The following is a 24,765-nucleotide window of genomic DNA, read 5'->3' on the forward strand; positions in this document are numbered from 1 at the left end:
GGTTTTTAAAATTTTTCAGGCCGCATTCTGTTCTAGTTCCTCAACCAGACTGACAGGTTGACAGACAAAAAATGTCTGAGGATGCTGCACCGTATAGGCCAATGTAATGACATCATCATTCATTTGCATGCACAAAAATATCCCAAACAAGGCTTTCATCTCTACTGTACTGCCCAGATAAGAATGGCAATACAGGCCGTGATGCAGTTCTATCCCAGCTGTACCTAAATACTGCTGAATTTTTTTAGAGGTATTGATCTGTAATGGATCATCCAGCAATAGTACAAATGCGGCTTCCTGCTGCAACTGTTCAGCAAAATTTGGACATTGTTGCTGTAAATATTCACTAATATTTTTGACATGCTTTAAGGTTTTAATTGATTTAATTTCCATTAAATCTTCAATGTTTAACTGTGGAGCAGACAGGCATATACTCGCGGCATATTCTTCCGGCAGATATTGTTCCGACTGCCATAACTGCTGTTCCAGCCACTCCTGATCAATTTCAGACTGTACTGCAATCACCAGACTGACCTGTTCATGTTGCTGCTGAATATCATTGAGCAGATTGATCCAGAGTGCATAAGTATTGTGATGATCGACATAATGGAACTCGACATGAATCTGGCGCTGCACAATTTCATATTGCTGTTCTAGCTGTTCAATCAGCGCCTGTTGTGCTTGATCTGGCCAGATATGGATCAATGCTGCTGACAGCAGAATATGCAGATTCAACTTATTTAATCGTGCCACCTGCTCAAATGAGGGTTCTATTTCATTCTCTTCATCAAACTGTTCATTGATCCAGCCCGGATGCATACGGTATTCATAAGCGGTTTCTGCATCATAGAACATCGCTGACTTTCTCAGATGTGTCGCAATGTGATGCAGACTTTCAGCATGTTGCTCCATCTGCTGCTGAATCAGTAAATTGATTCGTTGCAGCCGCATGCTGTGCAGAGTCTCATCCTCTTCTACTTCGGCTAACAACTCGTCCAGATGTCGAATGCGATAAGACAGGATCGGCAGTCCATAGTGATTGACCAAGGTTTCATCCAGTTTCGGGCTTTTGAATGCCTGCATTGCGTCAATAATTTCATGATTTTCACCAAAGCTATGGATTGCTGCGGATGAATAGATTTTTAAAGTCTGCTCTTCAACCGGTTTATCTTTATTTTTCTCCAGTTCACTTTGCTGTTGTAGCTGTTTTTCTTGATTTTCAGCGGCTTCTAACTTTTCTGCTTTAGCTGTCTGATAAGCTTTCAGCGATGTATAAATCAACCATGGGGAAAGCAATAACAAGCCGGAAAAAACCGGCAGCAGAATAAAAAACTGCAGCATCTCCATAGCCGTCGGATCATACTGCACATCGCGCCAGTAGTAGATCACCAAAGCGCTTGTCAGCAGGATGAGTGCCAGAATGGTTGCAACAATGGTCTTGATCAAGCTGCTCTCCCCATCAGGCTATAACAGGTTTCCTGATTATCTGCAGCGGCTTTTGGCATCAGAAAAGCACCTTGTCCCAGCCCGGCACTTTGATCACCGAGCCGAATTGGACAGATTTCAGCCTTGCTTAATACCAGACGCAGATCCACCATCAAGGTTGGGCTGCACCAGGTTGAAATCATCTGCTTGAGTTTTTCGCTATATTTTTGCTGCGGCAAAAAATCCAGATAGTCCTGACGGCTCAAAGGACCAATCACGATTTCAATTTTTTCATCAATCTGGGTCAGCACTTCGCCGCAAAATGTGTTGATTCCCAGTAATGCCGGGTTTGATCCACCCAGTGAAGCTTTTTGCGCAGTATTCAGCTTAAACTGTTCTGGTAAATATTCCCTGATCTGAACCTGATGTTTGAACATGCAACCCAGCATGGTTTTCAGCACATAAGCACCATTATTCTGTCCCTGCATCAGACCGGAAAATTCAGCAAAATAATCATCCAGATGCTGCTGCTGATGCTGTTCACGCACATAGCCATTCAGCGCATGCAGAATTTCCAAATAATGATTATCCTGCTCAATTTCATACCGCACCGGCAGATGATAGTGAATCGAGGCTTCAATATATTGCGCGGTCAGTTTATGGTTAAATAACCCAAGAAAATGCAGGGTTTCCTCACGCTGCTGACGCGGGCTTTGCTTGATACGGTAAGTATAGGTATAAGGCAATACTCCCTGTGTCCCGGTCAGGCCAATCATCGGGCTGGTTAACTGGATTTTCTGATCTTTCCATTGCAGAGATTCAATCTCGGATTTGGGGAAATTCAGATTCAGCGAGCTAGCAAAACTAAAACTCTTGCTCCAGTCTTGTGAGTGTTGCTGCTCAGGATAATGACACAGCAGACGTGTTGCCTGCACCAGTTCAAAGCGGGTGGGCTGCTGATACAACTGATCTACTACAGAAGTTTTTTGCCACCAACGTTCTGCACGCATTGGTATACCTCCTGTTCTGTTGCTGCATCAATCACAATCATTTCCACATAACTGTTCATTTGTACTTTCAGGTTAAAAATATGATTGAGCAATTGGGCAAAGATATACAGACTTGACCCACGGAATGCTTCACTATCGATTTTGACCTGTGCACGAACACCACGCACAAACAGTGGAAATGGTTTATGGTCCAGTAATTTCTGACTGAGTGAAAAATTAATCGATTGAACTGCGGCAATGATCTGCTGGTTTTCCTTGGAAGCCGGCAGGTTATACAGCTCCAGCAATTCCTTCAGATGTGTGATTGCATCGCCTTTCATCAAGGACAGATTATTCAAGGAAAGATGGGAAATGATGCGCCATTGTTCTTTCTGGCTCTGCTTGAATCGATAAGGTAAAGATGGGCGCTTTAACAATAGTCCGCGTCGAGCCAGCTGATTGTCATTTAAGCTGAGCGCATTCTGATCCTTATTATAGCTTTCATAAGGCAGATCGCGGTTACAGCATAGCAACTGGGTACTGATAAAATCAGAGGAAGTATTCTGCGGTTCCAGACTTCGAGAAACCACAGAAAATTTCAGGTCATTCTTTTGCGTACTGGCAATTTCTGGTTGCAGATGATAATAAAATTGTGCGCCGTCATGCCGGTAATGACTCATGGCAAAAAACGGTAAAACCTGATGGGCAACCTGTTCTTTATCACTGTTTTCACGAATCAGGTTCATCTCGGAGACCGCATACACCTGATAATATTCAGGATGATGCGCATCTGAAATGAGTGGATATTCCAGTCGCTGATGATTGATTTTCTGCGGTTCGGCCTGTTTCTCAAACAGGTTAACCACTGGCGTCACGAACAGCTTGAAATTGGCGAGATTCAGTTCTGAATAATTGCGAATCGCAGCCTGATCATTCAGGTTCATTTTAAAGTGAATATGCAACTCAACATTCGAGGTATCTGCTTCGATCTGATGGAGAAAATCCAGATTCAGGTTCAGGAAACTGAACTTGTCCGGAAAGCAGAAATATTCCAGTAATAGTCGATAGGCCTGATGGGTGTGCTGATCGACCGGCAGTATACTCTCCTCCTCGTTAAAGCCTGACAGCTCGAAAGGATTTGAAATCTTAATTTCCTGGCCATTGCCCTTTAACGAAAACTGGGTTTCTGTCTTAAAAACCTGATCCAGCATCTGTAAAGGAAAGCTGGAAATCGCATCCAGATAAATCGGCAGCTTATGCTTTTGCAACAAGTTCAACTGCTGATTAAAAATTTCAAAACCCAACACGAGCGTCGCATTCCGGTTCAAATGAATATGCGCCGAAGTATGAGTTTTAAAATGGACTGATTTCAATGCGATTGGCAGTAAAGCCACCTCCTGGACCGTCCGGTATTCACACTGCACGCCACGCACACTTTTGGATTTGAGTGACGTATGTTTCGGGATCAAATGTGCATTAGTCAACTGTTTTATTTTATTAATATCTTCAAAACTGACCATTGAACAGGCTGGAAACGGCTTTAGATACTGGGGAAACATCACCTCAAAAATCGAACGGGTAAATATTTCATAGCTGTCATATAGCTTTTTATCAATCCGTGCCGAGATCAATGAGAATGCCTGAATCAGGCGCTCAATATGCGGATCGTCAATCTGTTCCTGATTTAAAGACAGGCGTTGGGCAATTTTTGGATATTTATTGGCAAACTCACGGGACTGCTGGCTAAATTCCTGCAGTTGTTTTTCGTAATAAGGTAATAATTCTTCAATCGCGCTCATTCTTATTATGATCTTGGCAAAATAACATATTGTTGTGTGGTCGGTTTTAATAAAGCATCAAAAACTACAGGCTCGTATAAAGGATGGATATTTAAATAGGCCTGAATACTTAAGCACAGGCTACCCATATTGTTTTCATCTAGCAGCATTTCCACCCAGACATGCTTAAGCCGTGGTTCATGTGCTGAAATAGAAGCTTCAATCGAGCGACAAATCTTGTCACGATCCATCGGATTTGCAGTCGATAAGCCCACAAAATCAATAATTCCAAATTGCAGAATGGAATTTTTGACCAGCATATAATCATCAATTACATGGTTGAGCGTGGCCATACGGCTGTTCAACAGATCTTCCAGATCTGCCGCAACGGCTTCACGCAACTGTTGAATCGACATACCCTGTGTACGAGTTTCATCCTGTAGCAGTAGTCGATCAAACAAGGTCGAACGGAATCCATAAGAATAAAGCTGATCCAGATTCATGTGTTTCCATCATCCATTTGATATTTATTCATTCAGATAGAGGCCTGCAGATGCAAGCCTCTAAATTCAGAAGCATTAAGCAGCGTAAGATGCCGTATTATTGGATAATGACCATTTTTTGGTTACGGCACCTTTCTGTGTACCGTTGATATCCTGCTGGTTATAAGTCCACTCAACCGCAGCATATTTCAGACCGAACGCTTCAGTCGGTACACCTTCTTCATTCACGCTTGGCATGACTTGAGAAACCAGAACATGTTTCAGTTTAATCTGTAAGTACTTGATACGCTTGTCGCCGTTGGCACGGTAGAAGTCAATCTGAACTTCATCAAAAGTATAACCGGCAGAACATGCTTCCCAAAGTTTCGGGCTGGTAGCATCCAGATCTTTGACAAAAATCATGTCAGAATGTTCTACACGCTCAGCGGTATGACCACCCACACTTGAAGACGTCGCAGATTTTGGCTGGCGAATATTGTGTGACCAGGAATTTACTTCAAGCCAACTTTTATGTTCAGAATCGCGTGATTCACCATCGACTTTATATTTGCCGCGAAATTGGACGTATATGTCTTTCATTGTTATTTTTATCCTGTTTTATAATCAATAATAGAAAATGCAACCGACCTAATTGCTCGATTGCGGCAGTTCAGTGACAAGTCGCAGGGATACTGATAACTCATCAAGCTGAAAATGTGGTCGTAAGAAGACCACTGATTTGTAGTGACCAGGTTCAGCTGGATTTTCTACAACCTTGATTGACGCTTCACGCAAAGGATATTGCGCCTTTGATTCCTGAGAGGCGCCGTCATCCAGTAATACATATTGAGATAACCAGTCATTCAGGAAGGCTTCAACATTGCCTGCAGAAGCAAAACTTCCCACCTTGTCACGCATCATCGCTTTTAAATAATGTGCGATACGTGAAACTGCCATGATGTACTGAATCTGGATCGATAAAGCAGAATTGGCATTCGCGGCATCATTGTCATATTTTTTCGGCTTCTGAGTCGATTGAGCACCAAAAAACGCGGCATAATCGGTATTTTTGCAATGCACTAGTGGTATAAAACCAAGATCACTCAGTTCTTTCTCGCGTCGGTCCGTAATCGCAATTTCGGTTGGACATTTGAATACCACGTCACCGTCATGCGTTTTAAAGGTATGTACAGGAAGTCCTTCAACCAGGCCGCCGCCTTCGACACCACGAATCGCAGCACACCAGCCATGCATATCAAAAGCATTGGTTAAGCGGGTAGCAAAAGCATAAGCTGCATTCATCCACAGATATTCGTGATGATCTTCACCCGATACTTCTTCTACATAGTTAAAACCTTCGGTCGCTGTTCCTTCTTTCGGATGATATGGCAGACGTCCTAATACACGTGGCATGGTCAATGCAACATAGCGTGCATCATCACTTTCACGGAATGAACGCCACTGTACATATTCAGCAGTTTCAAAAATCTTGGACACATCACGTGGACGATCGATATCGGTAAATGATTCCAGCCCAAACATGCTTGGGCTGGCTGCAGAAATAAATGGTGCATGCGCTGCTGCTGCCACATGTGAAATCTGTTCCAGCAAATACATGTCGGATGGTGTGCGATCAAACTCGAAATCACCAATCAAGGTGGCATAAGGTGCTCCACCGAAAGAGCCATATTCTTCTTCATAGATTTTCTTGAATAAAGTGCTTTGATCAAAATCAGTGGCACTTTGGAAATCCTTGATCAATTCCTTTTTAGTGGTGTTCAACATCCGGATTTTTATTAGAGAATTGGATGGGGTTTCCTGACAGAAATAATATAAGCCACGCCAGGTTGATTCAATTTTCTGGAATGCTTCATGATGCATGATCTTGCTCAACTGGGTTGAAATCAAGGTATCGATTTCAGCAATACGTTTATCCAGTGCAAGGGTCATGTTGTCGGATACAGTAATTGTACCCGCCATGACTTCACGTGCCAGTTCACCAATCAGGCTTTTGGCACGGTCATGCTCTTCATCCGTACGCGCGATACGGCTACGCTCGACGATAGAGTCAAGTAATGAGTATTCTTCAACATTCAGGTGTTCAGCAGTTGCTGCATTTAAATTACTCATGCTCTGCCTCCACACTCATCTTGCGGATCTGATCAGTACTTTTTAGTACTTCATCCAGGAGATCTTCCAGACGTTCATTATTGGAAATTTTATTACGTAAATCTGTTAAACGTTCACGTGCTTCAACCAGTCGTCGCAATGGATCAACCTGCTGTACAATCTGTTCTGGCTTAAAGTTATCCATGGAATTAAAGGTCAGGTCCACAGACATCTTGCCGCCCTCTTCGGTCAGGGTATTTTCAACCTGAAAATTGGCCCGTGGTGCCAATGACTCCATCACTTCATCAATATTGTCTAAATCTACATTGATAAACTTTTTGTCTTTTAGCTTAGTTTTTTCCAGTTCAGATGCTGCTGAAAAATCTCCCAGCACGCCGACTACAAAGGGCAACTCCTTGACTTCGCGGGCATCCCCAACTTCCACATCGTAAGTCAATTGCACACGCGGTGGACGAATCCGCTGTAATTTCTTCTGTACACTTTCACGCTTGGCCATATTGCTGATTCCTATGAATTATTCTTTATTAGTTATTTCGAAGTGCACCAAATGGATTGGAGCTAGACTGGACATTTGGGAGGACGACCGGCTCTGTTTTTTTGGCGATAACATTACTGTTAGATATTTCTTTTGCTTTACTCCGTACAGGAGCACTTATACGTGTTTTAGCCGAGCTGGTTTTTTTACTTGCTGTGGTCACCGTTTTTTTCTTGTTGCCTGAATCCTTCTCTGCCCTTAGGGGCATAACCGTAACGGGTTGGGATAAACGTACATTGTCATTAAAAACTTTGGTAATGGCGTAGGTTTGTTCATTCAGCGGACGGATTTCTGTCGTGCGCATATAGTTCAGTGCATGATTAGAAATCGCGACACCAGCAAGGAAACTAATATCTGTTAGTTGACGTGTTATGTAATTTTCACGACTTAATTGATCTACTGCTTGAAGTGCTTTCAGATGCAGACCACGATCCAGATAAAGTTGAGCAATATCGGCTTTGATTTTACGCTGTAAATTAAGATCTTTCCGAGCGGCTTTGGCACAAAGCTGTTCATACTGTTGCAGGATTTCTGGGTCAGTATCTCCTTCGGCCAGTGGATGCACTTTAAGACATGATTTTTTTAAAGGTGCAGCATGCGTCTGCATCAGACTCATCGTGCAGACAGCCAGCATCAGCACGAGTATGGAACTCATATTTTTTTTCAAAATTAGCCTCAAACTTTTCTTTTTCTGGTCATTCGATTTTTTTACTTGAAATGACTTTTCTGTATTTATTATTTAAAAATCATCTTGCGAATTTAACAAAAAATGATCACACTAAGTCAACAACAAAAATTGACTTTTGTAAAATATTTTTTAACAGTCTCTAGAAAAATGTTAAAGATTATATGACTTTTATTCTTTTAAAAAACATATAAACATTAGGGTAAAAATTGATCAGAAGAACTGGTTCAATTGCAGTCATGCAAATAAATAACAAGAACAGCACAATCCTATCTTTCTAACCTTAAAAAGATTGTGCCTTGTAAGAATAAATAATGAGAAATACATGAATAATCTAAAAATTTTAATTACTAAATTATCTGATCATGCACGTTTATGTCTTGAGAAATCTGCCAACACTTGTATCAATCAGCAAAATTATGAAATAGAAATTGAACATTTTTTTCTCGAATTACTCTCACATAACCAGTTAAATGATGTCCAGTTACTGCTTAAAAACTACAAACTTTCTAAGGAAGCTCTGCTAGATGATCTAAATGAAAGTTTATTTCAGCTTAACAAAGGTAATTCGCGCACCCCTATTTTTGCCACCTCAATTATCCGCTTACTTGAGCAGGCTTGGCTACTAGCCTCCGCTGAAAAAGAACCCATCATTCGTAGTGGTCACCTACTTGTAGCTTTACTAACAGCTTCCGATCTGTATCAAATTGCGATGCGTTCATCCTCAATTTTTGAGCTGATACCGATTGATACAATGAAGCATCAGTTCCTGGATTTGTGCCAGGAAAGTATTGAAAATGTGTCAGCTCAATTAATAACGTCTCAGCCAGTAGCTCATCGAAATGCTGAAACGACTGCAAAAAAAACTCCTGCATTGGATCAGTACACGATTAATCTGACCCAGAAAGCTATTCAAGGAAAAATTGATCCAGTGATTGGGCGTGAATTTGAAATTCGTTTGATGCTGGATATTTTGATGCGCCGTCGTCAGAACAATCCGATTTTGACAGGTGAGCCGGGAGTCGGCAAGACGGCTGTAGTGGAAGGATTGGCTCTCAAAATTGCCCAGCAACAGGTTCCTGATGCCCTGAAAAATGTGCAATTACATGTGCTGGACATGGGGCTGTTACAGGCAGGTGCCAGTGTCAAAGGTGAATTTGAGAACCGACTGAAACAAGTAATTCAGGAAGTGCAAAGTGCTGCCTATCCAATTATCCTGTTTATTGATGAAGCGCATACCCTGATTGGTGCGGGTGGCCAGGCCGGTCAGAATGATGCTGCAAATTTACTCAAACCGGCACTTGCAAGAGGTGAATTACGTACTATTGCCGCAACCACGTGGGCGGAATACAAACAGTATTTTGAAAAAGATGCAGCACTCAGCCGCCGTTTTCAGGTCGTCAAAGTTGAGGAACCAACAGAAGCAGTCGCGATTGATATGCTCCGCGGCATGATTCCAGTAATGGCTCAGCATTTTAATTTGCAGATTGATGATGAAGCGATTATTGCTGCGGTACATGCGTCGCATCGTTATATCAGTGGACGTCAATTACCCGATAAAGCAATTAGTGTCCTGGACACTGCCGCCGCACGCGTTGCACTGACTCAGAATGCTCAACCGGCACAACTCGATCAACTGCAAGCACAATTGCACAATCTGGAACTGGAACACAAGTTACTTACTCAGGAAAACCAGAATCTGCCTATTCACCATACAAGACTCAACGAGCTTTCAGTAAAAACTGCAGCGATTAAGCAAAGTATCCAATGCCTGGAACATCAATGGCAACATGAATTGCACATTGTTCAGCAGATCCGGGAGTTTCAGGCTAAAGATCAGGACGAAAAGTCTAGTCAAAAAATTGCGGTATTACGTGCAGAACTGGCTGAAGTACAGCAAAAAAATCCACTGGTCTTTGAACGCGTCAATGCCAGCATCATTCATGACATCATTTCGGATTGGACGGGTATTCCAGTGGGTAGAATGGTCAATGATGAAATCAGGCAGGTATTAGAGCTAGAAAACCGTCTGGCACAGCGTGTAATGGGGCAAGATTATGCCCTGCAGCAACTGGTGCAAGGTATTAAAACCTCTAAAGCTAAACTGGAAGATCCGAATAAACCCCAAGGCGTGTTCCTGCTAGTGGGTCCAAGTGGTGTCGGTAAAACTGAAACAGCCCTGGCCCTGGCAAATGAACTGTATGGTGGTGAATCGCATCTGATTACTATCAATATGTCGGAGTATCAGGAAGCCCATACGGTTTCTTCCTTAAAAGGCGCGCCTCCAGGTTATGTCGGTTATGGTCAAGGGGGCGTGCTGACTGAAGCTGTTCGCCGCAATCCATATAGCGTGGTGTTGCTGGATGAAATTGAAAAAGCGCATCGTGATGTGCAGGAACTGTTTTATCAGGTCTTTGACAAAGGTATGCTGGAAGATGGTGAAGGACGGCTGATTGATTTTAAAAATACCACGATTTTGCTGACGTCTAATGTCGGATCCTCTGCCATCATGCAGGCCTGTCTGAATCATCCACCTGAACACTGGCCAAGTGCAAATCAGCTGATTGAACAGCTTAAACCTAGTTTATATCGGCAGTTTAAACCGGCGTTCTTGGGACGTATGCAGATCGTACCGTACTTCCCGTTGCATGATGATCTGCTACTCAAAATTATTGAACATAAACTCGGTAAAATTATTCAGCGAATACAAACCCAATATCAAACTGAAGTTACCTACAGCGATGACCTCTTAGAACTCATTTTAAGCCGTTGTACAGAAGTAGATAGCGGTGCACGTAATGTTGACCATATTCTGAATGCCAGTGTATTGCCTGCTTTAGCCACCGAAATTTTAATGGCACTCAGTGAAGAAAAAGTGCCTGAGAAAATTCAGATTAAGGTTGAAAATGATGAGATTACTTATCTTTTAGATCAACAGCAACCCAAAGCGAAAACCAAACGCACCCGAAAAAAGAAAACGGATGCTGTATAAAGCCAGATTTAAAAATTAAAGAAAAAGAATAAGTTTCAGGTGAAGAATGACCCTAGATATTGAACAACTGCTTGCCCCCATCTCTGATCATCAGCCATGTGGTGAGGACTGCTCATTTTCAAATGACTTTCATGCCATTAAAAAGGCTAGAATTCAAGATGATCCTTTGCTGGATCAAGGTGACTGGATCTCTGAGCCACGTCAGGCAGACTGGCATTTTGTACTGAATAAATCGGTTGAGCTCTTAAGTGAAAAAACCAAAGATCTGCGACTTTACACCTGGTTAGCTGAAGCCTGGGCAAGAACTCACGGATTTGAAGGAATTTCCCGCGGCCTGGAACTGAGCCATCGCAGTATTCAGAAATATTGGCCGGATTTACATCCTTTAATTGAGGAAGATGATTTAGATCAGCGCCTGGGTTTACTGCAAGGCTTAATCAGCCAGATTCCGGCATTGATGAAACAGGTTCCCCTGGTCAGTCAGGCACCGTTTTATCATTTGGGAAATTATGAGGCATTTTTACATCAACAAAATGTCCGGTTACGCCATAACCAGCAGGATGAAGATTATGAATCTCTAACTGGCAATGATGAGCTGCAGAATTTCGAGCAATTACTTCAGGCAACTTCCCGCTCGGTACAGTTACAGAATTATCAGCAGGTTTTGGATATTCAAAAGCACTGGCAGCAACTCAAAATAACCCTAGATGATTTACTAGGTCTGGATGCACCGAGTTTTTCTGTAATAGATGAACAGGTTGATTCCATTATTGCCCAGATTAAACGCCTGTATAAAGTGGAACAGATCGCACATCAAAATAATGAAAACTTATTACAGCCGAAAGAATCAGCAATTCAGCTAGGTTATACGGATAAAGTCTCTGCTGTTGCGCAGACTCAATTCAGATTACAGCCACAAAATCATCTGGCCAACCGGGAACAGGCGCTGAAAGTCTTAAATGAAATTGCTGATTATTTCCAGATACATGAACCGCATAGCCCGGTGAGTTATATGCTGCAAAAAACCATTCGCTGGAGCCAGATGCCGTTACACGAATGGCTGGCACACGTGATTAAAAATGAGAATCCCCTGGAACAGGTGCAAGAGTTACTGGGTGTACCCGATATGAATAATTCGAATAGTGAGTGGTAAGACTGAATGTTTAAAGCAGAAAAAGTTCTTTGGGGTGAAGGTTTATTTTTACGACCTCAGCATTTTCAGTTACAGGATGCCTATCATGAACAACGTCTGAACCAGATGATTCAGGCAACCTTTCCTTTTGCCTATGGAATTCAAGCGATTGAATTCGATGAGGCCCAGTTCAGCATGAATATCATGGCACTCAGCCGGATTGAAATGGTCTGGCAAGATGGGGAAATTTATCGTGCACCTTCACAGGATCTATTACCTGAGCCCGTGCAACTTGACAGTCTGAATCTGCGTACAGAAATGGCTGTTTATCTTGCTTTACCGATGGTTCAGGCAAGTATACAGAATCTTAACCATGAAGATAATTCACAGTCCAGCCGTTATCATTCCCATTTAAGCTCGACTCATGATCTGTTTACCAATGCCGCTACAGCCGAAATTACCCTGTTACGCCGTCGTGCAGAATTCAAGATTTTTGAAATCAGCCAGGAGCCTGAACAGGCCCTCGATGGTTATTTTTATATGCCGATTGCAACAATGAAACGCCAAAGCTCAGGGCATTTTGTGCTGGATCATAAATTTATTCCGCCGATTCTGCATATCGAAGCCTCAGAAAATCTACTGAATAATCTGAAGCGGACTTTGAATATTATTCGCGCCAAGATCAAAACCATTCAGAACAACAACCGTGAAAATGAACAAAAACTGATTGAATTCCGTTCGGGTGATATCGTGTCTTTCTGGTTGGTGAATGCCCTCAATACTGCACATGCTACCCTAAATCATATTCTGCTATATCCACGTATTCATCCGGAACGACTGTATTCTGAATTATTACGTCTGACCGGGTCATTGCTGACCTTTTCAACCGCGTATGCTGTCGACCAGTTACCGCAATATCAGCACCATCATTTACAGGACAGTTTTGGTCAGCTGGATGTCATTTTACGTGAACTGCTGGATACGATTATTTCAAACCGCTATATCAGTATTGCCCTTAAAGAAACCCGGCCATCTTATTGGGTGGGCAGCCTTGAAACAGACAAAATTTCCCGGGATACCCGTTTGTATCTCGCGGTATCCAGTAGGGTCATGCCCACCCATGACCTGATTGCTTATGTACCGATCCGCTTTAAAGTGGGCAGTACGATTGATGTTGAACAACGCGTGATTGCAGCCTTGCCCGCAGTGCCAGTTCAGCATCTGATTCAGGTGCCGACCGCGATTCCGGTGCGTTCTGGTGTGAGCTATTTTGAGATAGAACCGAATAATGAACTGTATCAGCGCATGCTTGAGTCCGAAACCATTTGTGTCTATATCCCGAGTGGGTTCCAAGACATTTCAATTGAGCTGATTGCTGTAGTCAATGGATAAAAACAATGAATAGTCTAAATAATGCCCCTTCACTATTTGACGATGGACAAATTGGCATCGGTTTCCAGGCTCGAACAAATACAGATACACCTCTATACTCCGCGACTGCCAGTCTGGTCGATCTGTTACATGATGGCTTCTATGTGGTGTTTCTGATTCGCAATCAGTATTTACCTGCCGATCTGGAATCCTTCCGCCAGAAAGTGCTGGATATGCTGTCACGTTTTGAAACTCAGGCGAGAAAACTACAATTTACTGCTGAAGATATTCATGATGCAAAATATGCCTATTGCGCATTACTTGATGAGACCATCGTTACCCAGCAAGCCCCACATTTTTTTGATCTGCAAAATTTCTGGATGATGAGTCCACTCCAACTGAGTCTATTTGGATCACAACTGGCGGGTTATCGTTTCTTTGAACACATGGAAGAAATCCGCAATAAAGATAAAGAACGCCTCGCCGTTCTTGAGGTCTATCATTACTGTTTATTGTTAGGCTTTCATGGAAAATACCGGATTGAATCAATGAGCCAGCTGAATAGTCTAATTAGTCGGGTTGGTGATCAAATTGATTATCTTAAAGGGAAAAAAGCCTTTTCTCCTTTTGCTGCTATTCCGGATCAGATTAAACACATCATTCATCGCGAATTACCATTTTTATGGATTTTGATTTTCTGGTTGCTGTTTGCGTTAGCAAGCTTTGTAGGTTTGCACTATGTATTATCCAAAGACCGTAATGCAGCATTTTCCCAATATCAAAATGTGATTAGTGTTCCTGTAGAACAGGCCTATATCACCATCCATTTACCATAAACATTAGTGACTATGGCATATCAAAATAATAAACATATTCGTATTTTACAGTCTGTAAAGTCTCTGTCTTATTCTCCTCACTTTTACTTATTGAGCGGATTTATACTTGGAGTGTTATCAGTAGGCTCAGTTTTACTCGGCTATCACTATTATCAGAATCATAAAGCAAGCACTGCTGCACAGTTGACAGCAGCAAACGATCAAGGAGCAGATTCAAGCCATACTGTAGCAGGTGAGCAGCTTATTCAAAAAGCTGGTGCACCGTCGGATCAGGAAAATATCCAAAATCTGGAAGATGGTTTTGATCAAAATATTGACAACATGTTTAAGGTAGCAAAGCCAGCAAGTGCAAACGAGCCTGCAAATACTGGATCACCTTTTGACTCTGCATTTGCTATTCAAGAGCAAAAGCCTTTACCTCAGGCCAATGGTAAAATTAAACCGCTTAAATCCCAACCACAAACTATTCCATCTTCTGTTGCACCATCTAAAGAAATCCAACAATCTGAAAAAAATCCTGTAAATGTAAGGCTTGTTACTCAACCCACAAAACCAAAACAATTAGAAAAAACTGTTGAGCTAAAAACAGCAAGTACGTCTACTCAGGAACAGTCACCTGCGAAGACTCCAAAAGAAAATCCTGAAGTCGCACAGTCCTAAAGCATGATCTACCTCATATTATCCAGTTTTATTTTACTTAGCCTCGGCATGTTAGTGCTGGTTTCTTATGATTTCAGAATCCGTTTGATAAGCTTATTCACGCAAATTTTACCCTATGGCAAGAACCGTATTTTGGCTGTCAAACAGCTGGCTTGGGAATTTAATCAGGCAGCTTCGTCAGCGAAAATCCAGTCACATTGGCATATTCAGCAATGGTGGATTTTACTGGCCGCATTGGCATTATTCAGCAGCATCGTCATTTTTAGCTTAACCCGTCCGATTACTGCCAGTACTTTTGAAGCAAATTATTTACGTGAAGTTGATCCGCAAATCTATAGCTTACTGGATGGTCAGGTGTTAGCACCTCCTCCGGAAGTAGATGAACATCTGATTGAAACAGCCTTGCAGGAAGAAGCAAATTACTATGCCAACGTCGTTTCTGCGCAAGTGATTACTCCTTCACCCAATCCTGCTGGAAATGTACATCTGCCAAACAGTCATCATCATAACGATCTCAATACAGCCAACCGGAAATGGGACAAAATTAATCCACGTTATAAACAGCGTTTGTTGATGGTATTTAAAATTATGCGTGAACAGCATGGCTATGAACTGGTTTTATTAGAAGGTTATCGTAGTCCAGAACGCCAAAATTCACTTTCTGCAAATCCAAATACCACACGCGCCAAAGGCTATCAAAGTTATCATCAGTTTGGTCTGGCCGCGGATATTGCCTTTAAACGGAATGGCAAAGTCGTGATCAGCGAGCGAGATCCATGGGCGATGCGTGGTTATGAACTCTATGGCCAAGTGGCCGAATCCGTCGGACTCACTTGGGGCGGTCGCTGGAAATCAATCAAAGATTATGGTCATACTGAATATCGTATGCCGGGTCTGAAAAAAACGGCTGAAATGGCGGCCCAGCTGATTAATGAAGGTCAGCTACAGGCGGCTGCATACTGACCTTCAAGTTCTAACAGATTTTATTGTTGTGCATCCAGAAAGGCTTGCATGTGTTCCAGCACCTGCGCAGGCTTTTCACCATGCAGCCAATGACCTGCACCTTCAATGAGTTCAACATTGGCATGAGTAAATTGACGTTCAATCGCAGCGAATTGCTCTGGTTTGGAAATATAAAATGAGTTGCCGCCTCTTAAGAAAAGTGCTGGTATATCAACTGGTGTCAGATCTTCCCAATATAGAATATCTTGATAATGCTTATATAGCGCCTGCACATTAAACAGCCACTTGCCTTTATTAAAGGATTTCAGCAGGAACTGAATCACCATTTCTTCTTGTAAATATTCACGCATGATTTTTGTCGCATCCAAGCGTGAACTCACATTGGCACGCGCTACAGCAAATAAAGCTTCAAAAATTTTTGCATGATGATTTTCATGATATTGAATTGGAGTTATATCAAGAACTACAAGCTGCTCTACCCGATCACGTGCAATATCGGCCAGCTTCATGGCAACTTTTCCGCCCATAGAATGCCCCACCACAACAAATTTTGTGATGTTGAGACTATCCAGGGTTTCAAGTATATCTTCTGACATGAAATGGTAATCATGTTGATCCGTATGTCCCGATAAACCGTGATTGCGTAAATCTAACTGAATGACTGTACGTTGACTTGCAAAATGTCGCGCCAGCATTCCTAAATTACTCAAGCTGCCGAATAAACCATGAATGAAGACCATTGGTACAAGTATTGAGTCATCATGAGTGGTGATTTGGTAGTTGAGGATCATTTGAGAATTCCGTGATTTCATAGTTTAGTTGTTGATATTGGAATTTTATTGGAAATTAATCAATTGCCAATTCTTAAAATTATAAACTTTGCTTAGGCTATTTATTAGATATAAAGTTTTGCTTAGGCTATTTGTCAAATGTATTTTTAAAGTGTGCTGAAGTTGCTGTTTGAAGCCTCAAGCTTTGGATAAATCATCAGGAAATAGGCTTAATAAATTAAGCTGAATGAGTACGAGCTATAAATGGATATGATTGAAGGCTAATTTTGGAAATATAGTCTTAATTTTTCAGTAAGACATCAATGGATTTAAAACTATCTCTTCCCTTTTATGATTATATTTACCAGATAAAATTGCTTAGGCTATTTTTTTTAATGATAAAGATTGAGAAGGTTAAGGCGATCTCTTCCACCGATTTTTAATATTTAATAATTTTAACTAATAATTCATTTTTATTGGTATTTCCCCCGGGAAAATTCGCATTAATCTTATTTTTATGTAGTTTTAATAAATTAAATATCAGAAAATTAACCTAAATCAAAGGCTTTGATTTATCTTCTTTAGCAGATTGCTCTGCCCTGCTCTTACAAAAAACACCTGTAGTCATGCCAGAGTTATTCATGCTCTGGTTTTGACGATCCAGATAATTTTGCGCCACCATCGCCATCATGGAAGCCATATTCAACTGACTATTTTCCTGAGAAGCTTTCAAAATATTCTGATAAGCCTGAATGCGATCACATAATACCTGACGTTCAGTGCTGATGTTTGGTCTGTCTAACGCTGTATGCGGTTCATCCAGAATGGCTTTGCTTTCATTGACCACACGCGTTTGCTCAGCAATATACTGATCAAATTGCTCCTGGGTCATCGTCTCGGCTACGGCGTAATTCGTGATGAGTACACCGTTGAGTCCCAGCAAGATAGCAAAAGCTAAGCGGTTCATTCCTGACCTTCTTTCCATACATCTTCATAATCATCAGCATCAATCATGAAACGAAAGCCTTGATCCAGGGCCAGATAAGGAAGAACTTCTGAGGCAATATCCTGTAATTCACGTACAGTCATAATTTCAAAGTCAGCATCGCTGGATACTTGTTCACCACCATAGATATACCAGCTCACTTTTGTTGCTGTATCTACTGCCTTGCGAATACCAACAATGGGGTCCTGATTCAGGGTATGGACTGCCACGGCAATAACGTCATCCCCACTCACCTCTACATAGGCAGAACCGACTTCTTCGCATAACAATTTCTGTTCAGCAATAAGCTCTTGAAGCGGTGAAAGTTTTTGGGTGTTCTTTGACATAGCGCCATTTCTCTTAGATTTAATGCGCCCTAAGTGTAGCCTAATTTTTATGATTCGGAATATGCTTTTATCGCCTATTGCATGGCATCTATCTATAAGAATTTAGACAGATGCCGGTTTTTCAAATTATTGGAATACTTTGAAACGGTCTTGATCCGGCATAAAGTCTTTGGCGCGTGCTTCACCTTCAACTGAACCAAACACCAGCTGTGCTCTCAGTTGCCAGTTTGCTGGAACGTTCCACTCTGCATGAACTTTTTCATCTACGATCGGGTTGTAATGCTGTAGAGATGCACCCAAGCCTTCAGTATGCAGTGCTGTCCAGGTCGCAAATTGCGCGATCGCAGTAGAATGCTCTGCCCAGATTGGGAAGTTATCTGCATAAGATGGGAACTGATCTTGTAGGCCTTTCACGACATCTAGGTCTTCAAAGAATAAAACCGTACCTAAGCCTGCAGCAAAAGTCCCCATTTTCGCTGCGGTTTTTGCAGCACTTTCTTCATCTTTGGCATAGCTTTTTAATTTATCTGCGACAAAGGCCCAGAATTTCTCATGTTCACTATTAAACAGGATCACGGCACGAGAAGATTGTGAGTTAAATGATGAGGGGCTTTGTTTAATAGCGTTTTGAATCAAATCAGTTAAGAATTCAGGAGATTGAGTGACATTCTTACCAATCGCGTAGATCGTACGGCGTTTTGTAATTAAATCTAAAAACTGATTCGACATTATTGAAAATCCTTTGATATATCTTCGGAAAAACTGGAACCTTCACTTATTTTCATGAAGGAAATCTAATAAATGAGAATTCTATGATTCATTTACTCATTAGTACTTATAGCTTAAGAAAATATGCTTAGAATAGCTATATTATTAAAGTAATATCTTTATATATTCTCATGATAAAGAATGGCTTATTAATTTATTTTTTATCAAAAGATAAAATAAATGCCCTTTGATGAACCAATTTCTGTTTTAAAATAAGTCATCATGTTCAATGATGCAGCAGAATTTTTTTGAATGAAAAATAGAAAGATTTGCTTAGGCTATTTATGAGAATTGAACTAATTAAATAGTTTTTTGGAAACTATTAAAATTCATCCCCCAAATATGGAGGATGATATTAAATTAATCAGTTTAAATTTACTTAGAATTTGGCGTTAAGCACTTGAGCAGAGACTTTATTTTTCCACAGTTCACGTAGTACTGGCAGATAAAACTTCTCACCCAGATCAACCAGCTCAGCATCAATCAGAGCATGGATATCATGCATAAATAGATAATCCAGCTCTACAGTCGTGAGCTTCATATGCTTTTTTTGATATTCCTTACGCTTCTGCTGTGCTTGTTTAACAAGCTGATCTGCAAAGGCTTTATCTTTGAACTGAGTAATCGCATTTAAACGCAGTTCAATAATCCCCCAACTAGCTAAAAACATCTGGAAAGTTTCAAAATCATTGGTCGTTGATTCCCATGACATTTCATCCAGATTTTCATTATCAGGAAGTACAGGTAAAAGAAGTTCCATGATACTTGGAAAAATCTTTTTAAAATTCAGAATAAATTTAACAGGATGCTCACCTGGATAATCCTTGAATTGCACCTTTCTTTGAACATCTGTTAAATAAATATCAAGCATAAAACAATCATCAGTGGTTAATCTCATCTAATGCTATTGTACGCAACTCTGCCTGAGATAAAAACCACTGCTGACTATTCCATGATAAAACAGGCTTAAAGATTGAAAATAAAAGCGTTACAAGCTTTATTTCGCATTCGCTGAAACCATTTTCTCAGGACGGACGACTTCATCAAACTGTTCAGCTGTGACTAAATCAAGTTCTACCGCAACTTGTTTTAGAGTTTTACCTTCTTTATAAGCAGTCTTGGCAACTTTGGCTGCATTCTCATAACCAATCACCGGGTTCAATGCAGTAACCAGCATTAATGAATCATGTAAGAAGTGCTCAATCTTGTCACGGTTCGGCTCAATACCAACGGCGCAGTGATCATTGAAACTATTACAGGCATCACCGAGCAGCTGAATGGATTGCAACAAGTTATACGCGATTACAGGCATAAATACATTCAGCTCGAAATTTCCAGATGCACCTGCCACATTAATGGTGGTGTCATTTCCAAGCACTTGCGCCACAACCATGGTCATCGCTTCGCTTTGAGTCGGATTGACCTTACCCGGCATGATGCTTGAGCCGGGTTCATTTTCAGGAATACGGAGTTCCCCAAAGCCGCAACGTGGCCCACTGGCCAACCAGCGAATGTCATTAGCGATTTTATTCAGACTCGCCGCTAAAGTTTTTAATGCACCGGAAGCAAAGACTGCCGCATCACGACCTGCCAAAGCTTCAAATTTGTTTGGTGCAGTGACAAATGGTAGTCCAGTCAGTTTTGCCAGAGTTTGTGCTGCTTTTACTGCATAGTCAGGATGGGCATTCAAGCCTGTACCTACTGCTGTCCCCCCTAAAGGCAATTCATATAAACCATGCAGTGCCTGTTCCAGACGCAATAAACCGTGATCTAGCTGAGACACATACCCACTAAATTCCTGACCCAGTGTCAACGGCGTAGCATCCTGTAAGTGAGTACGGCCAATTTTGACGATGTCTGAGAATTCCTGAGATTTGGCATGCAAGGTATCACGCAGTTTTTTTACTGCTGGAATCAGTAATTCATTGATTTGCAGACTTGCAGCGACATGAATTGCTGTTGGGAAAGAGTCATTCGTTGATTGAGCACGATTAACATGATCATTCGGATGAACCGGTTTTTGAGAACCTAAAGGATTTCCCAGATTCTGGTTAGCGATATTGGCAATCACTTCATTACAGTTCATATTGCTCTGCGTACCAGAACCTGTCTGCCACACCACTAACGGGAATTGACTATCCCATTGCCCTGCAATCACTTCTTCTGCTGCTGAAACAATATAACCTGAAAGTTCATGCGGAATCTGATTTAATTCGGCATTCGTCAAGGCTGCCGCCTTTTTAACCAGACCCATGGCACGAATCATAGGCCGTGGCAGACGTTCATTACCAATTTTAAAGTTCTGCAAACTACGCTGAGTTTGTGCTCCCCACAGTGCTTCACTGGGTACAGCAACTTCGCCCATGGTGTCATGTTCAATACGTGTTTGCATATTTAACCTCTTTATAAAGTTTTAGTATTTCCTTGTTCCATCTTAGGCAAAATAGAACAGCATGTAAATGATAATTATTATCAATAATTGGGATAGCGTTAATCGGTATTATTGCCCACGTAACGTGTTCTGATAAAAACGCCACTCGTCTTCAAGCATTTGCCGAATCGAACGCTGAGGCTGCCAGTTTAAATTCTTCCTGGCCTTTTCCGCCTTAGAACCAACCTGATCTAGTTCCGGATTAGTGTAATATAGCGCCTCTTCCGTCTTGATATTGATTTGCGTCACTTCTCCAATTTCATCGAGCAATTTCTGAATCGAAATCAATTCGCCCGCTATATCAAAGGCTTCACAGGCAAAACTTTGTGTACTGAGCCATTGCAGACTCTTAATGACTGCATCACAACAATCTAATACATGCAAAAAACTGCGTTCTACAGTTTTATCTTCAGTATTGGCCTGTTTTCGCAATTCAATACTTTCCCGCTGTAAGGCCCCAACCTGCATGGCTAAAGGCACGATATTTTTTGGTAGCGGCGGTACCACTTCACCCAGTACCCCATGTTCAAAGGCACCCGAAATATTGCATAGTCTGAGGATCGCAATTTTCCATTCATTATCAGTACGTGCAGTATCACGGATAATTTCTTCTACCATCTGTTGAGACTTGATATAAGGGTTTGGATAACTGAAATTAAATGGTGTTTCTTCAGTCAGATCAGGACTGGATTGCCCATAAACAGCAAGGCTGGACAAATGCACAAGATTACGAACACCCGTCCGTTGCATGGCACGTAAGAGACTCATAATACAACTGACATTATCATTGTAATATTCCAGCGGTTTTAGTACCGATTCTTCTAATGATTTAAAGCTTGCAGTATGTACCACGGCGTCAATGGAATTCTGTTCAAAGACTTTGTTTAAAGCAGGCGTATTGCGGATATCAATTTTAACAAAAGGCACATACATGCCGGAAATGAATTCAAGACGCTCTAGCGTCTGCAGGCTGGCATTGGCCAGATTATCGACCACAATGACCTGTTGCCCTTGTGCGAGCAGACTTAAAGCAATATGAGAGCCTATAAAGCCTAAACCACCGGTCACTAAAATCATTGTATACTACCTTTTTATTATGTAGCCCAGATCAACTGCTTAGGTTGATCAAGCCTGTAGTGAATTTCATGAGCACCTTAATTCTTATTACCTCCGCCCCGACGTCGATACATGCTTGGCATGCCTTAGGAATTGCCAAAGCATTACAGCAAAAACAGGAAGACTTTCGGGTTTTCTTTTACCAAGACGGTGTGTCAGTTGCCAATGCTCTGCAATGGGTACCGGATGACCAGCGTCACCTGACCCGTGAGTGGCAGTCCTTGCAAATACGTCTGCCCGTGTGTGTAAGTGCGGCGTTAGCGCGTGGTATTACAGATCAGGAGAATGCTCAACGTCACAATATTCAACAGCATAATCTTGCAGATCAGTTTGAATTAGTCGGATTGGGCGAACTCGCTGATGCTGTTCAGTCTGCACATCGTCTGCTTCAATTCTAATCGGTCTATTTTTTGGGATATGTTGCTTTTAAAAGGTATATTGTGTGAAATCTGTACTCGTTATATTAACTCAATCTAATCTGAATTCCTTGCAGGTTCATGAAAGTCTTTCTGCGACCATGGTACTTGCGACCTTTGGTTCAGACGTGAAAGTCTTATTACAAGGTGCAGCTTTAAGCCTATTACGTTCAGATCTGCAATTTGAACAGCTTAAACATGCGTTCAAGATTGCTTCCAACATGGTCGACAGTTTTGAGTTTTATGATCTGACTCCAATTCTGGTAGAAAGTAAAAATCAAAACTCGCCTTTTATACAAAATACAGAGCAAGAAATTGAATTTGTCGAATTAAACCCCGCCTTTATTCAAGGCTTTGACCATGTATTGTATTGGTAAGGTTGCTCACCATGTCTGATAAAACTCTTTATATGATTCAAGCCAGCCATGCGGCTACAGCACAGATTATCGAACAACTGTCCCAACTCTATAGCGAAAATGATCAGGTAATTCTGATGGGCGATGCAGTCTTGTCAGTTGAGCATCCATTTATTCAGCAGCTGAAACAGATTTATATTCTGGAAAATGAGGCTGAATTATTGTCTCAACCAGAAGTAAAAAATTTGAAAATTATTAACTATGCCGAATTTGCAGAACTATGCCTGGGCTTTAGTCGCTGTATTTCTATGAAGTAACACATACGGATCTATCATGAATTTAGAGTTAGACCAAGATGGTCATTTAGTGGACTATACCATCTGGAATGAAGACATCGCACAGGTGCTTGCTGAGAGCTTAGAGTTAAAACTGACCCCTTGGCATTTTAAAGTCTTACAGGCTGTACGTCAGTTTTATCAACAGTTTGGTCACTCTCCAGCGACACGTCCTCTCATCAAATTCCTGATGAAAACTGTAGGGCCTGAAATCAACAATGCTGTACTTCAGGAAAAATTTAATACAGGCTTGGTGGCACGCCACCTTAGCCGTTTGGCAGGCATTCCTAAACCGGCAAATTGCCTTTAAGCAGATATATAATCACTACTCATGCAAGTTTAAAAACGATACAGTTTACTTAACTTGCATGAGATGATTTTTATATCCTGTAGCTAGAGTATAAAGTTTACAATCATGCAGACCTTCATCTCTCAGCTTAATTCTGAAGAACCACTTTAATACATCACACTGATATTGTTCGCCTCTAGATCATACCGTGCTTAAACTCATCTCATCAGAAATTATATCTGTTTCATAATGAGAATAACGCGTCTTCAGTTTTGCCGATGCTCGTGTCAGTTCATGTTGGTATTCAGGCAAGAATGTCTGTAGCAAATTAATATTGGCGAGTGCCTCCTCCTGTTTAAGCACCTTATTTTCCAATAATGTTTGTTGCCTGTTTAGAAATATTCTCAGCTGCAAATATTCAGGCTTATGTCCATCCTGCATTGCAAATAACATACTGGCAAAATCTGAAACAAACTGAGTGCGCTGTTGGTTCAAAGACTGAGATTGATTCCGCACCACTCCCCGACGCTGTACAGCCTGATTCAAACTTTCTGCCTGACGGTCTAGAAGCGGCGTATGGGTATTCATCCCATAAAAAACCAAACCGCTGGTGCGGTTCAATCCCAATTCTTCCCGATGGATTTCATTATGGACCTGATAACCAATCAACCATAAGATTAAAAATAGAGCCACAGTACTAAGCAGGTAAACGCCTTTTTCATTCATATGCCACCTCCCGGTTAAAACCGTGCAGAAGTGATTCCCCAAGTGACAAAAATAGACAAACAGCGTTAAGCCAAATAACGATCTTCATGAGCAATGCTCCAATTTATTTTTCTTTTAATTTCTTATTGTTGTAAGTAACTCATGGTTACCTTTGCATTAAAACAATATACAAATGCAAAAAAAATGTGTAGCGCTTTCCGACCAAAAGAAAACCCGAATTTTGCTCTCCGGGTTTAATTAAAATACTA

General features: G+C 41.4%; 26 protein-coding genes. 10 read left to right on the forward strand and 16 right to left on the reverse strand.

Annotated features, from left to right (window positions below; translation table 11 throughout):
• Positions 1–15 precede the first annotated feature (15 nt).
• The 8 genes from ACS72_RS16585 to ACS72_RS16620 form a co-directional block, all read right to left on the reverse strand.
• Complete coding sequence (locus ACS72_RS16585; RefSeq protein ID WP_048882779.1) at positions 16–1,446, reverse strand: hypothetical protein; 1,431 nt, start codon at positions 1,444–1,446, stop codon at positions 16–18.
• The gene (gene tssG / locus ACS72_RS16590) at positions 1,443–2,435 is read right to left on the reverse strand and encodes a type VI secretion system baseplate subunit TssG (RefSeq protein ID WP_048882780.1); all 993 of its coding nucleotides are present in this window, start codon (positions 2,433–2,435) and stop codon (positions 1,443–1,445) included. Before tssG ends, ACS72_RS16585 begins: the two co-directional genes overlap by 4 nt.
• Complete coding sequence (gene tssF, locus ACS72_RS16595; RefSeq protein WP_048882781.1) at positions 2,399–4,213, reverse strand: type VI secretion system baseplate subunit TssF; 1,815 nt, start codon at positions 4,211–4,213, stop codon at positions 2,399–2,401. Before tssF ends, tssG begins: the two co-directional genes overlap by 37 nt.
• Positions 4,214–4,218: 5 nt before the next feature.
• The gene (tssE, locus tag ACS72_RS16600) at positions 4,219–4,695 is read right to left on the reverse strand and encodes a type VI secretion system baseplate subunit TssE (protein WP_048882782.1); all 477 of its coding nucleotides are present in this window, start codon (positions 4,693–4,695) and stop codon (positions 4,219–4,221) included.
• Positions 4,696–4,770: 75 nt separating this feature from the next.
• Complete coding sequence (locus tag ACS72_RS16605) at positions 4,771–5,274, reverse strand: type VI secretion system tube protein Hcp (protein WP_048882783.1); 504 nt, start codon at positions 5,272–5,274, stop codon at positions 4,771–4,773.
• A 48-nt stretch (positions 5,275–5,322) separates the two neighbouring features.
• Positions 5,323–6,804: a type VI secretion system contractile sheath large subunit gene (tssC, locus tag ACS72_RS16610; RefSeq protein WP_048882784.1), complete on the reverse strand. Its 1,482-nt coding sequence runs from the start codon at positions 6,802–6,804 to the stop codon at positions 5,323–5,325.
• Positions 6,797–7,300, reverse strand: coding sequence for a type VI secretion system contractile sheath small subunit (gene tssB, locus ACS72_RS16615; RefSeq protein ID WP_005222025.1), 504 nt, complete (start codon positions 7,298–7,300; stop codon positions 6,797–6,799). The genes tssC and tssB overlap by 8 nt, the downstream gene beginning before the upstream one ends.
• A 28-nt stretch (positions 7,301–7,328) precedes the next feature.
• On the reverse strand, positions 7,329–7,994 hold the full coding sequence (locus ACS72_RS16620) for a hypothetical protein (RefSeq protein ID WP_228156229.1): 666 nt from the start codon (positions 7,992–7,994) through the stop codon (positions 7,329–7,331).
• 355 nt (positions 7,995–8,349) lie between these two features.
• Here ACS72_RS16620 and tssH point away from each other — a divergent pair, with 355 nt between their 5' ends.
• From tssH to ACS72_RS16650, 6 genes are read left to right on the forward strand one after another with little or no spacing between them, the layout of a single operon-like run.
• Positions 8,350–11,016 carry a type VI secretion system ATPase TssH gene (gene tssH / locus ACS72_RS16625; protein ID WP_048882786.1) on the forward strand — a complete coding sequence of 889 codons (2,667 nt, stop codon included), beginning with the start codon at positions 8,350–8,352 and terminating at the stop codon, positions 11,014–11,016.
• Between the two features lie 46 nt (positions 11,017–11,062).
• Positions 11,063–12,169 carry a type VI secretion system protein TssA gene (tssA, locus tag ACS72_RS16630; RefSeq protein ID WP_008304814.1) on the forward strand — a complete coding sequence of 369 codons (1,107 nt, stop codon included), beginning with the start codon at positions 11,063–11,065 and terminating at the stop codon, positions 12,167–12,169.
• A gap of 6 nt (positions 12,170–12,175) precedes the next feature.
• Positions 12,176–13,540, forward strand: coding sequence for a type VI secretion system baseplate subunit TssK (tssK, locus tag ACS72_RS16635; RefSeq protein WP_008304811.1), 1,365 nt, complete (start codon positions 12,176–12,178; stop codon positions 13,538–13,540).
• 5 nt (positions 13,541–13,545) lie between these two features.
• The gene (gene icmH / locus ACS72_RS16640) at positions 13,546–14,355 is read left to right on the forward strand and encodes a type IVB secretion system protein IcmH/DotU (protein WP_008304809.1); all 810 of its coding nucleotides are present in this window, start codon (positions 13,546–13,548) and stop codon (positions 14,353–14,355) included.
• A gap of 12 nt (positions 14,356–14,367) precedes the next feature.
• Positions 14,368–15,015, forward strand: a complete 648-nt coding sequence (locus ACS72_RS16645) for a hypothetical protein (protein ID WP_004809242.1) — start codon at positions 14,368–14,370, stop codon at positions 15,013–15,015.
• 3 nt (positions 15,016–15,018) lie between these two features.
• On the forward strand, positions 15,019–15,978 hold the full coding sequence (locus ACS72_RS16650; RefSeq protein ID WP_008304806.1) for a M15 family metallopeptidase: 960 nt from the start codon (positions 15,019–15,021) through the stop codon (positions 15,976–15,978).
• Between the two features lie 20 nt (positions 15,979–15,998).
• On the opposite strand, the gene ACS72_RS16655 is transcribed toward ACS72_RS16650, so the two are convergent.
• From ACS72_RS16655 to ACS72_RS16685, 7 genes are all read right to left on the reverse strand, one after another.
• Positions 15,999–16,769, reverse strand: a complete 771-nt coding sequence (locus ACS72_RS16655; protein ID WP_048882787.1) for an alpha/beta fold hydrolase — start codon at positions 16,767–16,769, stop codon at positions 15,999–16,001.
• Positions 16,770–17,301: 532 nt separating this feature from the next.
• Positions 17,302–17,715, reverse strand: a complete 414-nt coding sequence (locus tag ACS72_RS16660) for a hypothetical protein (protein ID WP_048882788.1) — start codon at positions 17,713–17,715, stop codon at positions 17,302–17,304.
• Entirely contained in the window at positions 17,712–18,080 is a 369-nt protein-coding gene (locus ACS72_RS16665; protein WP_048882789.1) for a hypothetical protein, read from the reverse strand. Before ACS72_RS16665 ends, ACS72_RS16660 begins: the two co-directional genes overlap by 4 nt.
• Positions 18,081–18,206: 126 nt before the next feature.
• Positions 18,207–18,809, reverse strand: a complete 603-nt coding sequence (locus ACS72_RS16670) for a nitroreductase family protein (protein ID WP_048882790.1) — start codon at positions 18,807–18,809, stop codon at positions 18,207–18,209.
• Between the two features lie 418 nt (positions 18,810–19,227).
• Positions 19,228–19,719 (reverse strand): hypothetical protein, encoded by a 492-nt coding sequence (locus tag ACS72_RS16675; RefSeq protein WP_048882791.1) that lies wholly within the window; start codon positions 19,717–19,719, stop codon positions 19,228–19,230.
• A 126-nt stretch (positions 19,720–19,845) separates the two neighbouring features.
• Entirely contained in the window at positions 19,846–21,240 is a 1,395-nt protein-coding gene (gene fumC, locus ACS72_RS16680) for a class II fumarate hydratase (protein ID WP_048882792.1), read from the reverse strand.
• A gap of 108 nt (positions 21,241–21,348) precedes the next feature.
• Positions 21,349–22,356 carry an SDR family NAD(P)-dependent oxidoreductase gene (locus ACS72_RS16685; protein ID WP_048882793.1) on the reverse strand — a complete coding sequence of 336 codons (1,008 nt, stop codon included), beginning with the start codon at positions 22,354–22,356 and terminating at the stop codon, positions 21,349–21,351.
• Between the two features lie 68 nt (positions 22,357–22,424).
• Between ACS72_RS16685 and tusD the strand changes: the two genes are divergently transcribed.
• The 4 genes from tusD to ACS72_RS16705 are packed head-to-tail and all read left to right on the forward strand — an operon-like array spanning position 22,425 to position 23,812.
• Positions 22,425–22,793, forward strand: a complete 369-nt coding sequence (gene tusD, locus ACS72_RS16690) for a sulfurtransferase complex subunit TusD (protein ID WP_004809225.1) — start codon at positions 22,425–22,427, stop codon at positions 22,791–22,793.
• A gap of 44 nt (positions 22,794–22,837) precedes the next feature.
• Positions 22,838–23,188: a hypothetical protein gene (locus tag ACS72_RS16695; protein ID WP_048882794.1), complete on the forward strand. Its 351-nt coding sequence runs from the start codon at positions 22,838–22,840 to the stop codon at positions 23,186–23,188.
• 11 nt (positions 23,189–23,199) lie between these two features.
• Positions 23,200–23,484 carry a DsrH/TusB family sulfur metabolism protein gene (locus ACS72_RS16700; RefSeq protein ID WP_048882795.1) on the forward strand — a complete coding sequence of 95 codons (285 nt, stop codon included), beginning with the start codon at positions 23,200–23,202 and terminating at the stop codon, positions 23,482–23,484.
• 16 nt (positions 23,485–23,500) lie between these two features.
• Positions 23,501–23,812 carry a TusE/DsrC/DsvC family sulfur relay protein gene (locus ACS72_RS16705; RefSeq protein ID WP_048882796.1) on the forward strand — a complete coding sequence of 104 codons (312 nt, stop codon included), beginning with the start codon at positions 23,501–23,503 and terminating at the stop codon, positions 23,810–23,812.
• A 180-nt stretch (positions 23,813–23,992) separates the two neighbouring features.
• Here ACS72_RS16705 and ACS72_RS16710 read toward each other — a convergent pair whose 3' ends face one another.
• Positions 23,993–24,517: a hypothetical protein gene (locus tag ACS72_RS16710; protein WP_048882797.1), complete on the reverse strand. Its 525-nt coding sequence runs from the start codon at positions 24,515–24,517 to the stop codon at positions 23,993–23,995.
• Between the last annotated feature and the right edge of the window lie 248 nt (positions 24,518–24,765).

The organism is Acinetobacter sp. VT 511 (genome assembly GCF_001077515.1).
Taxonomy (GTDB): Bacteria; Pseudomonadota; Gammaproteobacteria; order Pseudomonadales; family Moraxellaceae; genus Acinetobacter; species Acinetobacter schindleri.

Excerpts from the sequence above, each read along its gene's own strand:
- tssG (WP_048882780.1), bottom strand. The coding sequence starts at position 2,435 with ATGCGTGCAGAACGTTGGTGGCAAAAAACTTCTGTAGTAGATCAGTTG.
- tssF (WP_048882781.1), bottom strand. The coding sequence starts at position 4,213 with ATGAGCGCGATTGAAGAATTATTACCTTATTACGAAAAACAACTGCAG.
- tssE (WP_048882782.1), bottom strand. The coding sequence starts at position 4,695 with ATGAATCTGGATCAGCTTTATTCTTATGGATTCCGTTCGACCTTGTTT.
- ACS72_RS16605 (WP_048882783.1), bottom strand. The coding sequence starts at position 5,274 with ATGAAAGACATATACGTCCAATTTCGCGGCAAATATAAAGTCGATGGT.
- tssC (WP_048882784.1), bottom strand. The coding sequence starts at position 6,804 with ATGAGTAATTTAAATGCAGCAACTGCTGAACACCTGAATGTTGAAGAA.
- tssB (WP_005222025.1), bottom strand. The coding sequence starts at position 7,300 with ATGGCCAAGCGTGAAAGTGTACAGAAGAAATTACAGCGGATTCGTCCA.
- ACS72_RS16620 (WP_228156229.1), bottom strand. The coding sequence starts at position 7,994 with ATGAGTTCCATACTCGTGCTGATGCTGGCTGTCTGCACGATGAGTCTG.
- tssH (WP_048882786.1), top strand. The coding sequence starts at position 8,350 with ATGAATAATCTAAAAATTTTAATTACTAAATTATCTGATCATGCACGT.
- tssA (WP_008304814.1), top strand. The coding sequence starts at position 11,063 with ATGACCCTAGATATTGAACAACTGCTTGCCCCCATCTCTGATCATCAG.
- tssK (WP_008304811.1), top strand. The coding sequence starts at position 12,176 with ATGTTTAAAGCAGAAAAAGTTCTTTGGGGTGAAGGTTTATTTTTACGA.
- icmH (WP_008304809.1), top strand. The coding sequence starts at position 13,546 with ATGAATAGTCTAAATAATGCCCCTTCACTATTTGACGATGGACAAATT.
- ACS72_RS16645 (WP_004809242.1), top strand. The coding sequence starts at position 14,368 with ATGGCATATCAAAATAATAAACATATTCGTATTTTACAGTCTGTAAAG.
- ACS72_RS16650 (WP_008304806.1), top strand. The coding sequence starts at position 15,019 with ATGATCTACCTCATATTATCCAGTTTTATTTTACTTAGCCTCGGCATG.
- ACS72_RS16655 (WP_048882787.1), bottom strand. The coding sequence starts at position 16,769 with ATGATCCTCAACTACCAAATCACCACTCATGATGACTCAATACTTGTA.
- ACS72_RS16660 (WP_048882788.1), bottom strand. The coding sequence starts at position 17,715 with ATGAACCGCTTAGCTTTTGCTATCTTGCTGGGACTCAACGGTGTACTC.
- ACS72_RS16665 (WP_048882789.1), bottom strand. The coding sequence starts at position 18,080 with ATGTCAAAGAACACCCAAAAACTTTCACCGCTTCAAGAGCTTATTGCT.
- ACS72_RS16670 (WP_048882790.1), bottom strand. The coding sequence starts at position 18,809 with ATGTCGAATCAGTTTTTAGATTTAATTACAAAACGCCGTACGATCTAC.
- ACS72_RS16675 (WP_048882791.1), bottom strand. The coding sequence starts at position 19,719 with ATGCTTGATATTTATTTAACAGATGTTCAAAGAAAGGTGCAATTCAAG.
- fumC (WP_048882792.1), bottom strand. The coding sequence starts at position 21,240 with ATGCAAACACGTATTGAACATGACACCATGGGCGAAGTTGCTGTACCC.
- ACS72_RS16685 (WP_048882793.1), bottom strand. The coding sequence starts at position 22,356 with ATGATTTTAGTGACCGGTGGTTTAGGCTTTATAGGCTCTCATATTGCT.
- tusD (WP_004809225.1), top strand. The coding sequence starts at position 22,425 with ATGAGCACCTTAATTCTTATTACCTCCGCCCCGACGTCGATACATGCT.
- ACS72_RS16700 (WP_048882795.1), top strand. The coding sequence starts at position 23,200 with ATGTCTGATAAAACTCTTTATATGATTCAAGCCAGCCATGCGGCTACA.
- ACS72_RS16705 (WP_048882796.1), top strand. The coding sequence starts at position 23,501 with ATGAATTTAGAGTTAGACCAAGATGGTCATTTAGTGGACTATACCATC.
- ACS72_RS16710 (WP_048882797.1), bottom strand. The coding sequence starts at position 24,517 with ATGAATGAAAAAGGCGTTTACCTGCTTAGTACTGTGGCTCTATTTTTA.